The sequence below is a fragment of the Planomonospora sp. ID91781 genome (genome assembly GCF_015711595.1).
GTDB classification, from domain to species: domain Bacteria; phylum Actinomycetota; class Actinomycetes; order Streptosporangiales; family Streptosporangiaceae; genus Planomonospora; species Planomonospora parontospora.
This window is the reverse complement of record NZ_JABTEY010000002.1, coordinates 267,767-280,144: the sequence shown is the minus strand read 5'-3', so window position 1 is coordinate 280,144 and position 12,378 is coordinate 267,767. Positions and strand designations below refer to the sequence as shown.

The 12,378-nt window shown below is 74.2% G+C and carries 6 protein-coding genes; 3 read left to right on the top strand and 3 right to left on the bottom strand.

Features of this window, described 5'->3' with window-relative positions:
* The first annotated feature begins 11 nt into the window (after positions 1 to 11).
* Complete coding sequence (locus HS048_RS38225) at positions 12 to 134, top strand: hypothetical protein (RefSeq protein ID WP_255529724.1); 123 nt, start codon at positions 12 to 14, stop codon at positions 132 to 134.
* A gap of 49 nt (positions 135 to 183) precedes the next feature.
* Here HS048_RS38225 and HS048_RS20395 read toward each other — a convergent pair whose 3' ends face one another.
* Together HS048_RS20395 and HS048_RS20390 are read right to left on the bottom strand one after the other, a co-directional pair.
* Entirely contained in the window at positions 184 to 3,171 is a 2,988-nt protein-coding gene (locus HS048_RS20395) for an ATP-binding protein (RefSeq protein WP_196468272.1), read from the bottom strand.
* Positions 3,172 to 3,470: 299 nt separating this feature from the next.
* A complete protein-coding gene (locus HS048_RS20390) occupies positions 3,471 to 3,797 on the bottom strand; it encodes a flagellar basal body protein (protein ID WP_068901043.1) in 327 nt (108 codons plus the stop codon).
* Between the two features lie 153 nt (positions 3,798 to 3,950).
* Between HS048_RS20390 and HS048_RS38220 the strand changes: the two genes are divergently transcribed.
* Complete coding sequence (locus tag HS048_RS38220; RefSeq protein ID WP_255529723.1) at positions 3,951 to 4,076, top strand: hypothetical protein; 126 nt, start codon at positions 3,951 to 3,953, stop codon at positions 4,074 to 4,076.
* Between the two features lie 124 nt (positions 4,077 to 4,200).
* Positions 4,201 to 9,486 carry a diguanylate cyclase gene (locus HS048_RS20385; protein WP_196468271.1) on the top strand — a complete coding sequence of 1,762 codons (5,286 nt, stop codon included), beginning with the start codon at positions 4,201 to 4,203 and terminating at the stop codon, positions 9,484 to 9,486.
* 191 nt (positions 9,487 to 9,677) lie between these two features.
* Here the strand turns inward: HS048_RS20385 and HS048_RS20380 are convergent, their stop codons facing one another.
* Positions 9,678 to 12,335 carry an AAA family ATPase gene (locus HS048_RS20380; protein WP_068900900.1) on the bottom strand — a complete coding sequence of 886 codons (2,658 nt, stop codon included), beginning with the start codon at positions 12,333 to 12,335 and terminating at the stop codon, positions 9,678 to 9,680.
* Between the last annotated feature and the right edge of the window lie 43 nt (positions 12,336 to 12,378).

Here is a 12,378-nt window from a genome sequence, read left to right as displayed (position 1 = left end):
CGCACGCTCCGGTGTTCACCGCTCCGTCGCCCGCCCGCCCCGCCGGCGGCGCCCGGATCGTCTCAGCGACCGGGACGGGGGCGAGCAAGGCGGCGGCCGCCGCGGCGCTGCTGACCGCGCTGGGTTCCGGCTGACGACCGTCAGTGGTTCTCGTCCAGGCGGCGGCCGTGTTCGGCCTGCCTGTCAGGCGGGCTCTGCGCGGTGCGACGGGTCGGCCGGCAGCCGGACGGTGAAGACGGTGCCACCGCCGGCGCGCGGGGCGGCGGTGATGGCGCCGCCGTGCGCCTCGATGATGGCCTTGGTGATGGCCAGGCCCAGGCCGGTGCCCTTGATCCCGGCCGCCTTCGCGGTGGAGGCGCGGAAGAACCGGGAAAACAGCTGGTCGTACTGCTCGGCCGGGATGCCGATGCCGGTGTCGGCCACCGTCACCGTGATCGCTTCGCCTCGGCAGGCCTCCTGGTTCCCGGCCCCGGTGTCTGCGCTGTCGCAGCCGGCGGTGACGGTGACGGCGCCGCCGGCGGGCGTGTACTTGACCGCGTTCGACAGCAGGTTGTCCAGCACCTGGCGCAGCCGGACCGGGTCGGCGTGCACGTGCAGGTGATGTGCCAGCTCGGCGGTCAGGGTGATCCGCCCGGCCTGCGCGGCCGCCCGGTGCTCGTCGACGGCCTGGCGGACCAGGCCCGTCAGCCACACCGGGCGCGCGTCCACGACCACCCGGCCGGCGTCCAGCCGGGCCAGGTCCAAAAGGTCGTCGACCAGGTTCTGCAGGTGCTCGCTCTTGCGATCGATGACCTCGATGAAGGTCCGGTACTCCTCCGGCAGGCCGGGGGCCTCGGCCAGCATCTCGGCGTAGCTGCGGATGATCCCGATGGGGTTGCGCAGCTCGTGGCTGGCCATCGCCATCAGGTCGTCCTTCATCGCATCCAGCTGCCGCAGCCGTTCCACCTGCTGGTGCTGCTGGGCCAGCAGGCCTTCGCGCTCCTCTGTGATCCGGCGGCGGTCGGTGACGTCGCTGGAGATGCCGTCGACCAGCAGCCGCTCCCCCTCCCGGCGGGGCGCGCCCCGGCTCCAGATCCAGCGGGTGACGCCGTCCAGGCCGATGAGCCGGTACTCCAGCTCGGCCCGGTCTCCGGTGATGAGCTCGGCGCAGTAGGCGCGGAAGGCGTCGTGGTCGTCGGGGTGGACGAAACGCAGCATGACGGCGATGAAGTCGTCGTCGGGCGACAGGTGCAGCCGCCCGCCGAAGACGGTGGTGTGCTCGGTGTTGACGTAGACCGGGCGGGCGGTGCCGTCGGGCCGGATCTCGACGGTCCAGGCCTTGTCGGTGAGCTGGTTGATGATCCGGTCGAACTGGCGGCGGCTCTCGGCCAGAGCGACGGTGAGCTCCTCGGCGCGGCGGCGCTCCATGTAGCGGCCCAGGTGGGCGCACACCCCGTCCAGCAGCTCGACCAGGTCGTCGTCGGGCGGCTGGGGACGGTCCGCGCCGAAGATCAGCACGCCCAGCACGTGGTCGCCGCTGCGCACCGGCAGCGCCATGGCCGAGCGCAGGCCGGCCCGCACGGCGCCCTGCAGGCGGGAGAAGTCACCGGACTCGGCCGCCATGTCGCCGATCCAGACCGGTTCCCCGCGCTCCCAGGCCAGTCCGGGCAGGTCCTGTCCCCGGGTGAAGGTCGTCGGCTGGCCGTCGGTGAAGGCCGACAGGTCCCGTCCGGGCCGGCTCCAGAAAGCGATGGAGGCGATGGACCCCCCGCTTTCGGCCCCTCCGTCCTCGTCGACCTGCCAGTACTCGCCGTAGGTCCACCCCAGCGCCTCGGTGACCGCGGCGACCACCCCGCCGGCGGCCTCCTGGACGGAGGCGGCGTCCGCCAGCACCTCCGCCACCGCGTGCTGAGCCGAGCGCAGCACCTGGGCCCGATGCTGGGCGGTGATGTCGTGCAAGGCCACCACCGCGCCCAGACGGCGCCCGTCGGGAGCGTCGATCGGCCGTCCGTTGACGGCGAAGCAGCGCGGTTCCTCACCCGGTAGCCGGGCGATGATCTGCTGGCCGTCGATGTGCTCGCCGGCCAGCGCCCGCGCCAGCGGCACCTGGTCCCCGCGCAACGGCGTGCGCCCGTCGGCGGCGAACACCTCGAAGACCTCGCCTGCATCCTGGACGTGCACCTCGGGCCAGGGCGCGTGGGTCCCCTGCCGCAGCGGCCGGTTGACCAGGACCACCCGGCCGTCGCTGTCACAGGCGCCGATCATGACGTCCAGGCTGTCCACCAGCGCCCGCAGGAACAGCTGCTCGCCCTCGAGCTGCCGCCGGATCTCGTCGCGGTCACCGACGTCGTGCAGCACCACCTGACAGATCGGCCCGTCGCCCCCGGCGGAGACCTGCGCGACCAGCTCGGCGGGAAACTCCCGCCCCGCGCGGTCGGCGGCGGTCAGCTCCAGCCGGTGCACCTCCCGGGCCGAGGCGTCGCCCTCCCGTACCCGGCGCAGGAGCCGCTCGCAGTCGCCGCGCACCCGCTCGGGGCTGATCAGCTCGCTGACCGGCCGATCGACGGCCTCTGCCGCCGGCCAGCCGAACAACCGCACCGCCGCGGCGTTCCACCCCGTCACCACCCCCGCCGCGTCCAGGCAGGCGATCGGCTCCGGCACACGGTCGAGCACCGCCGACGCGTGCGGCTCGTTGCGGGTCAGCCGCGTCACGATCTCGGCTTCGGCCATCGCGGCCAGGTCCTCCAGCATGGCCAGCTGCTCGCCGCTCCACTGCCGGGGCTCGGCGTCGATGACGCACAACGTGCCCAGCACCCGGCCGCGGCCGGCCCGCAGCGGCATCCCGGCATAGGAGGCGACGCGCCCGTCACGGGCGGCCTCGACCTCGCGCCAGCGCTCATCGGCGCGGGTGTCGGGCACGGTCAGCGGAGCGTCGGTGATCACGATGTGCCGGCACAGCGTCTGCGACAGGGGCGTCTGCCAGTGGCGCTCGGGACGCGCGGACCCGGCCGCGCTGATGACGACCTGGCGGTCGGCGTCGATCAGCGACACCACCGCCGCCGGCACATGCAGGCATCCGACCGCCAGCCGGGTCACCCGGTCCAGCGGCGGTACCTCCTCGGCTTCCAGCAGGCCGGTGGCGTGCAGCGTGCGCAGCCGCTGGGCGTCGTGGATGTGATCTGTTGCCGACACCGATCTCATCTCCCCCGAGATTCGCCGCCCCGTATCCGGTTCCACCTGCCACGTTACGCAGTCACGGAACGGGAGGCAGAGATCGGCGTCCCGCAAGCGTCCACCTGGACTCCGGTCCGCACGGCCGCTCGCGCCCCTCAGCGGCATGGCCGGCGGCTGCGGCGACGTGATCCATCGAGTGCCCGGCGGCCCAGGACGGACAACCGCAGCAGCAGCCACCTCCCCGCTCGTGCGGTCTCCGGCCTCGTTCCCGGTCAGGTCACCAAACCACCCGAGGGGATGTCACCGGCGCCGGAGGCTCACCCCTGGCCGCCGATGACCCGGCGGATGCCGTTGTACTTGCCGTCGAGGATGCGCAGCAGCATCTGGTAGCGCAGCGTGGTGTCCATGTGGGTGAGGACCTGCTGATCGAGGTTGACGTTGTTGCCGTTGATGCGGGTGGGCTCCAGGGACCGGGCGACACCGGGCCGCACCTGCGCGGGTGAGTCCCCCTTGTCGATCGCGGCACGCAGCTCGCGTTCGAACTGCACTCGCCCGGCCAGGAAACCGGGCGTCTCGATGTTCGCGATGTTGTCCGCGACCACCCTCTGCCGCATGGCCAACCCGTCCAGGGCGACGTGGAGCATCTGTACCACTGTGCCGTCGAACACTGCGTTCTCCAGGGATCACCATGGCCCCGCCTGCGGTGCGGGAACCTAATCTCGTCTGCCACATCGGCAGCAAGAGGCCGATGCTGAGCGAAACCGCACCCGACGCACGCTCCGGCGTTCACCGCCACGGTGACCACCCGCCCCGCCGACGTCGACCGCCTCGTCACCGCGACCGGCACCGGGGCGATCAAGGCGGTGGCGCGGGCGACGGCCCGGTCGATCCGGCGCACGGTGCCGCGCCCGCACAGCGGATGAGCCTGCCTTCGGAGGAGGACCGGCGGTACGGCTCCGGCCGGAACGGCCGGTGGGCTCGGTCACACCACGCCGCCACCGGCCGTGATTTCTTCAGAAGAAGAGGCGGCCGGCCGATGAGGCGGACATGACTTGGCTGTCGAGCGCGTCGAACGGGGTCACTGTGCCGACGGCGGCGACCCGGAGCATGGCCGCCTTCTGGCACGGGCTCGGGCTGGACGCGGAGCCGGTCGCCGAGCTCGGCCGCGGCGCGCATACGGCGGTGTACCGGATCCGCCGTGACGGCGTGGACTACGCCCTGAAGGTGCTGCAGGGCTCTCCGGCGGACCGGGAGCGGATGGCCGCGGCGTTCAGCCGTGAGGCGGCGCTGCTGGCCCGGGTCGACCATCCCGGGGTGCCGAAGGTGTTCGACGCCGGGATCGCGGCCGGGTACCCGTACCTGGTTCAGGAGCTGCTGGAGGGGCGGACGCTCACCGCGCTGCTGGAGGACGCCGCACTCCCGGAGGACCGGGTGGTGGCGCTCGCCGCGGACGGCGCGGCGGCGCTGGCGGCCGCGCACCGTGCCGGGCTGGTGCACCGTGACATCAAACCGGACAACATCGTCATCACCGGTGAGGGTCGTGCCCGGCTGGTCGACTTCGGGCTCGCCGCGGCGGGCGACCGGGTGCTGACCGGGGACGCCGCGGTGGGCACGTTCCACTACAGCGCGCCGGAGCAGACCGGCATGCTCAACCGTCCGGTGGACCGGCGGGCGGACCTGTACGCCTTCGGCGTCGTGCTGTTCCAGGCCGCCACCGGCGTGCTTCCGTTCGTCAGCGGCAACGTCGGCGAGCTGATCGCGATGCACGCCAACCTGCCGGCCCCCGATCCGCGCTCGCTGCGCCCGGAGCTGTCGAGCGGGTTCGCCGAGATGATCCGGCGGTTGCTGGCCAAGGACCCGGACGACCGGTTCGCCACCGCCGACGAGCTGCTCACCGTGCTGGCCCGCCTGGCACCGGAGGTCGTTCCCCCCACGCCGCACGCCGCGGCCCGATCGGCGCTGGCCGGCCGGTCCGCCGAGCAGGCGGCGCTGGCGGCCCGCTGGGCCCGCGCGCGGGCCGGCACCGGCGGTGTGGTGCTGCTCAGCGGTGCTCCGGGAAGCGGGAAGACCAGCCTCGCCCGTGAGCTCGCGGCGGCGGCGCGGGCGGGCGGCGCACTGGTCATGTCCGGCAAGTGCGATCCGGATTCGTCGCTGCCGCTGGCGGCGCTGCGCGCCGCGGTCGAAGAGCGGCTGGGGGCGATCGCGGCGCTCGCGCCCGAGGCGAGAGCCGCGGCCGTGGACCGGTTGCGGACCGCCGCGGGGGCCGGGGCGAGCCTGCTACGGTCGCTGTCACCGCTGCTCGGAGTGCTGCTGGACGCGCCGGAACTGGACGCCGAGGGCCGGCATGAGCAGTTCGCCGGGGCGGTGGCGCTGTTCCTGGCCGCGCTGCCGGGCGAGACGGGCGGCCTGCTGATCCTCGACGACGTGCAGTGGCTCGACGGCTCCAGCCTCGCCGTACTGCGCCGTCTCGCCGAGGAGCTCGCGGACGTGCCGCTCCTGGTGGTGGCCACGGCCCGCGACGACGAGGCCAGCCGCGCCGGCGGTGAACGGTTCGACGACGCGCTCGGCGCCACCGTCGATCTGCGGATCCCGGTCGGGCCGCTGGACGACGCGGGCACGGCGGCGCTGATCTCGTCCTACCTGGCCGGCTCGACGGTGGGGCCGGAGGTGATCGCCGAACTGTCCGCGCGGGGCCGGGGCAACCCCTTCACCATCCTCGAATACCTCCACTCCCTCGTCGACGCCGGCGCGCTGCGTCCGCACTGGGGAGCCTGGCGGCTGGACACCGACCTGCTGCGGGAGATCGACCTGCCGGCCGACGTGCTGGACCTGGTCATCGCACGGATCGACGGGGTGGGCGAGCACGTCCGCTCGGTGCTGGCGGTCGCCGCCGCCATCGGCACCGTCGTCCCGACCGGCCTGCTGGCCGAGGTGATCGGCGCCGAGCCCGCCGTGGCGCTGGCCGAGGCGGCCGAGCACGGCCTGGTCCAGCCGCACGCCGACGGGTACGCCTTCGTGCACGACCGGATCCGGGAGGCGCTGCTCGCCGCGGTCGACGCCGACCGGCTGCGGGCGCTGCACCAGCGCATCGCCACCGTCCTGGACTCCGCCGAGCACACCGGCCCCGCCGCGGTGTACGCCACCGCGCGCCACTACGGCGCCGGGGAGACCGACCGCAACCCCGAACGGGTGTTCGCCACCGGATGGGCCGCGGGACGGCTCGCGCTGGCCGAGAACGCCCCGGACACGGCTCTGGCCTTCCTGGAGACCGCGCAGGACGCGGCGGAGCGGGCCGGCATCGAGCCGGACAGCCGGTTCCGGGAGACGTTCGGGGTCGCGTACTGGTCGACCGGGCGCATCGAGCCGGCCCGCAGGCAACTGGAGGCGGGCCTCGATCGGGAGACCGACCCGGTGCGGCGCGCCGCGCTGCTGCTGCAGCTCGCGCACGTGCTGCGGACCAGTTGGGAGCTGAGCCGCTCGATCGCCTGCGGCCGGCAGGGGCTGGCCGAGCTGGGCGTGCCGGTGCCGGAGAACCCGGTGCTGCTGGGTCTGTCGACGGCGCGGATCATGCTGCGCTGGCTGGCGAGGGGCACCCGCGCCCCCGCGGCCTCGCCGGCCACGGGTGAGACGGCCGAGCGGCTCCTGCTGCGGCTGATGCTGATCCGGGCCGTCGCGTCGGCGGCCTCGCTCGGCCTCAAGAACAACCTGGTGGTCGCGTTCACCCTGCAGGCCGAGCCGTTCGCGCACCGCCTCGGAGCGACCAGCGGGTTCGCGGAGCACCTGAGCATGATCGGTACGGTCGCCGGCCCGCTGAGGCTGGGCAGGCGCCGCGACCGGATCTACCGGCAGGCCAAGGAGCTGGCCACCGCGCTCGGCGATCCGAAGGCGTACGGCTACGCCGTGTGGTTCGAGGCGTTCTCGAAGCTGCTCGGCGGGGAGAGCCTGATCGGCGAGTGGGCCGACGTGTCCGAGACCCAGCGGCGCTGGCTGGAGGTGGACTACTACACCAACATCCTGCTCATCCGCTGCCGGAACCTCGTGCAGCGGGGCTACGCCGCGGACGCCCTGACCTGGCACGACCAGGGCCGCAGCCGGATCTCGCAGGCCACCGCCGACACCTTCCCCAGCTTCGGCATCGTCGCCGGCATGTCCCGCGCGCTGCTCGGTGAGACCGGTGACGACGCGTCCGCGTTCGCCGCCCGCTGCGCCGAGCCGCTCGACGCCGGCCACGCCGTCCAGTTCATCCTCGGCGCGACCCAGATCTCGCTGGAGCAGGACGAGCTGGGCGAGCCGTTCGAACAGGCCGCCGCGGCGTTCGACCGGCTCGCGCTGCCGATCTCGGCGATCTTCGTCGAGTACCGCATGATCTACGCGTACCTCGCCTACGGCCGCCTCACCCAGCTGCAGCGCGCGACCGATCCAGCGGACCGGCGCGAGCGCCTGGCGGCGGCCGAAGCCGCGGTCCGCGCGCTGGAGCGCGCGGCCGCCAAGACCGGGCCGGGCGCCGGCCCGCTCATGCTGGCCCTGCTGCGCGGCTACGCGACCGTCGCCGCGGCCAGCCTGCTCCAGCTGCGCGGCCGGCCTGAGGAAGCGCTGGCCCGGCTGGCCCGCGACGGAGTGGACCTGGTCCGGCTGGACGCCCCTCTGGTCGAGTACGAGGCGGCGCGGGTCCGCTCCAGGGCGCTGGCCGCACTCGGCGACGACGTCCTCGCCGGACGACAGGCGAACGCGGCGCTCGCGCTGGCCGCGGAGCACCGCTGGGCGCGGCGGGCCCGCTGGGTGCGCAGCGAGTTCGGTCCGGTCCTGGCCGGCTCGCGCGGCACCGTCGGCACCGGCTACGCCGGACACGCCCCGACGTCCGCCACCGACCCGCACCGGCGCAGGCTGGAGGCGCTGCAACAGGTCAGCACCGCCGCCGCCAAGGTGCTCGACCCGCGGCAGCTGGCCCGGGTGGCGCTGGACGAGACGCTGCGCATCCTCGGCGCCGAGCGGGCGATGCTCTTCCTCGCCGACGAGCCGGACGGTCGGCTCCGGCCGGACCTGGGCCGCGACGCCGGCGGAGCGGACCTCTCCGAGCTCACCGGTTACTCGTCCACCCTGGTCGACCGGGTCGCCGCCGACCGCCGGCCGGTGGTGGTCACCGGCAGCGAGGAAGGCGCCGCCCTGGGATCGCAGAGCGCGGTCGTGTACGGCCTGCGCAGCATCGTGGTCGCACCGCTGGAACTGGAAGAACGGCTCATCGGCGTCGTCTACCTCGACAGCCGGGTCGCCAAGGGCGTCTTCACCGACGCCGACATCGACATCCTCACCGCGGTCACCAGTCACATCGCGGTCTCGCTGGAGACCGCCCGGGCCGCACAGCTGGAACTGGCCGTCCAGGTGGCCAACGAGCAGCGCGACACCGCCGAGCTGCTGCGCGGCTCGATGACCGAGCTCTCCGCGACCTTCGACCCCGGCCGGGTGCTGGAGAAGCTGCTCGACGTCCTCGCCCGGACGCTGCCCGCCGACCGGCTGCACCTGCTGCACCGCGACGGTTCACAGGTGACGGCCCTGCACCGCGGAGCCGGGCGGGGCACCGCGGCCGACCCCTCGGCGCTGCTGACCGCCATGCCCGCCGGGCACGGCGACCTGCGGTCCGCCCCGGCGGCCGTCGCCACCCTGCTGGACGGCGCCGCCGGCTGGCTGGCCGTGCCGATCCGCACCCACGGTCACGGAGACGGCCTGCTGATCGCCGGCTCCGCCGACCCCGACGGCTTCACCCAGACCCACCGCGACGTCACCGCCGCGATCGTCGGGCAGGGCTCCGCCGCCTACGACAGCGCCCGGCTGTTCACCAGGGTGCAGCAGCTGGCGACGACCGACGGGCTGACCGGCGCGTACAACCGCCGGCATTTCGCCACCCTCGCCGCCCCCCAGGTGGAGATCGCCAAACGCAACTGCCGGCCGCTCGCGGCGATGATGGTCGACATCGACCACTTCAAGCGGATCAACGACACCTACGGGCACGCCACCGGCGACGAGGTGATCCGTGCGGTCGCGCAGGTCCTCCGCGGACACCTCCGGGAGCCCGACGTCTTCTGCCGGTACGGCGGCGAGGAGTTCGCCGCGGTGCTCAGCGAGGTACACGGCGACCCGCTGGAGATCGGCGAACGGCTCCGCGCAGCCGTCGCCGGCCTCGGCGTCCCGGCCGACGGCGACCGCGTGCGGTTCACCGTCAGCATCGGCATCTCCGAACTCAAGATCGACGACACCCTCGACAGCCTGCTCGACCGCGCAGATCAAGCCCTTTACCAGGCAAAACGCTCCGGCCGCAACCGGGTGCAGCCGGGCTGACCGAGGCAGCCCCCGTGCGCCCGCTCCCACGGCCGGGGGCCCGCGACCGGCGCCGGAGAGGCCCACTGGCGGCCGCCGGCCAGGCGGTGCCCTGCGACTGGCGCGCGCCGGCGAACGAGGAGGCGGAGTACGCTCTCCGCGTCAGCCTGCTCCGCGCATCCGCGGAAGCGGCCGGAACGCCCGGCTGAGCCTCAGGTGAGGCCGAGGCGGGTCAGCTCGCGACGGGAGCGGATGCCGAGCTTGCGGTAGGCCCGATACAGGTGGTGCTCCACGGTGCGCGGACTCAGGAACAGCTGGGCGGCGATCTCCCTGCTCGTGCCGCCGTCCCTCGCCAGCCGTACCACCTGGAGTTCCTGCGGCGTGAGCCGCTCCAGAGGGTCGGCGGCCGTCGGCCGGGCGGCCACGACGGACTCACCGGCCGCCTTCAGCTCCGCCTCCGCGCGCGTCCGCCACTGCGCGGCCCGCAACCGCTCGAAAGTCCGCAGCGCCTCGCGTAGCGGGGCGCGGGCGTCGCTGCGGCGGCGAGCCCGGCGCAGCCACTCACCGTACGCCAGTTCGGTGCGCGCCTGCTCGAAGGGCCGGTTTGCGCGCCGGTGCGCCGCGAGGGCGCGCAGGTAGTCGTCCTCGTCGTCACTGAGCAGAGCACGGCAGCGGGCGCTGACCGCCTCCGCCCAGGGTTGTCTTCCGGCGCGCGCCCATGCTTCCAGGCGGTGCAGGGGCTCCTCGGCCCGTTCGGGGCGGTCCAGCCGCACGGCGGCCTCGACCTGCTCTGCTCCGGCCGTGACCAGCACCGTCAGGTGGCGCCACGGTCCTCGCGTGGCGGCTTCGAGCCGCTCCAGCACCCGCTCGTAGCGCCCCATGCCCAGGTCGAGCAGGCAGAGCGCGGCAAGACCGGCCATGCCGCCGGCATCGGTCGGGTCTCCCGCCAGTAGGAGGCAGCGTTCCTCGTCGCCCTCGACGGCTGCCACTCTGGCCAGGACCGCGCGCAGCCGCGTGACCCGCTGGTGCATCCCGGTGTCGTGGGCGAGCTGGACGGCTTCCGCGACGGAGGCCTCGGCGTCACGGTGCCTGCCGGCCTGCACTTGGACCCCGGCCAGGTGCTGCAGCACCTGCGGCAGCGCTCCCACCAGACTCTGCCTGCGCAGCCGCGCCACCTCGGCGGTCGCCAGGGCGGCGGCCGTGTCGTCGTCGGCGACGACCATCGCGCAGAAGGCGGCCCACTGCGTGGTGTCCTCCGACGATGCGCCTGACGACCTGCCGGTGACCTCAGGCACTGTCCGTACGACGAACTGCCGCAGCAGCGGCAGGCCGCGCGCGTAGTCGTCGTCGACCAGGTGCGCCAGCCCCTGGACCATCGGATCCTGCGCCCCCATGCCGGCCAGCCGCGCGGCCGCGCTCCGGATCACCTCCGCCTCGCCGCAGAGCCACGCGTACCCGGCCGCCGTACGCAACATCGGCACCGCCCGCACCGGGTCCGCGGCTACGGCCCGTTCCATCAGGATGCGGGCCGCCGAACGGCCCTCTCCCCGTTCGAACTCCACCGTCGCCCGTATCCCGGCCAGCAGGGCCAGGGAGGCGGGATCGTCCACCAGTTCCTCGGCCCGCCGGACGAGGCTCGCGGCGTGGTCGGCGTGGCCGGACGAGAGCGCCAGCGACGCCGCCCGTGCCAGCCGGGCGGCCCGGTCGGGCGGGCTCGGGGTGAAGGCCGCGGCCTGTTCCCACAATCCGGCGGCGGCGGCGAAAGCGGCCCGGCCGCGAGCCCGTTCGGCGGCGTCGGCCAAGGCCGCCGCCAAGTCCTCGTCGGGTGAGGTCGCCGCCGCGGCCCGGTGCCGGATCCGGCAGTCGTCGTCGGTGGCCGCGTCCGCCAGCACCCGGTGCACGGCGATCCGCCGCGCCAGGGGCGCGCTCTGGTAGGCGGCGGTACGGATCAGGGGATGGCGGAAGGCGATGGCGGCGGCGCTCACTTCGACCAGCCGTGCCTCCTCGGCCTCCGCCAGATCCTCCGGACCGACCCCCAGCGCCGCAGCGGCGCGCAGCAGCATGGGCAGGTCCCCGCGGCCTTCGGCTGCGGCCGTCAACATCATCAGACGGGTTCTGTCCGGCAGCAGGGCGATGCGCGAACGGAAGGACGCGAGCACCCGGTCGGCGACCGGGATCGGGCCGGCCGCCGTGTGGTAGCGCCTGCGCCCGGCGGACAGCTCCTTCAGCGCCAGCGGGTTCCCGCCGGATTCGGCGATCACCTGGTCCCGCTCCGCGGGAGGCATGCGCCGGTGTTCCAGTACGCGCACCGCGTCCTCCTGCGACAGTCTGGACAGCCGGATCTCGGGCAGGCCGGGGGCGGCGAAACCCTCCTCCCGCGTGGCGAACAGCAGCGCGGTCCTCTCGTCCGCGAGGCGCCGGGCGGCGAACAGCAGCGCGTCGGCGGTGGCCTGATCAAGCCAGTGCGCGTCGTCGACCAGGCAGAGCACCGGTCCGTCGTCGGACAGGCGGGCCAGCAGGGTCATCACGGCCAGCCCGGACAGGAACCTGTCCTGCCCGGCCGGGCCTCCCGAGCCGAGCACCGCCCGCAGGGCGTCCGCCTGCGGTGCGGGCAGGGCGCCGAGGTGGTCCTGAACCGGCCAGAGCAGCTGTATGAGTCCGGCGAAGGCGAGATCCGCCTCGGTCTCGATGCCGGTGGCCCGCAGTATCCGCACGCCGAGGCCGGCACAGTGCTCGGCGGCCCAGTCCAGCAGCGCCGACTTGCCGATGCCCGCCTCGCCCCGCAGGACGAGGCCGCCGCTGTGGCCGGCGCGCGCGGCCTCCAGGAGTTTCTCGATCGCGGCCTGCTCACTCGCCCTGCCGTACAGCAACGACGATGCCTTTCATCCCGGGGTACGGATGGCCGGGATACGT

Bases quoted from the DNA above. Each gene is read 5' to 3' on its own strand.
- HS048_RS20390 (WP_068901043.1), bottom strand. From the start codon at position 3,797: ATGCTCCACGTCGCCCTGGACGGGTTGGCCATGCGGCAGAGGGTGGTC.
- HS048_RS20385 (WP_196468271.1), top strand. From the start codon at position 4,201: ATGACTTGGCTGTCGAGCGCGTCGAACGGGGTCACTGTGCCGACGGCG.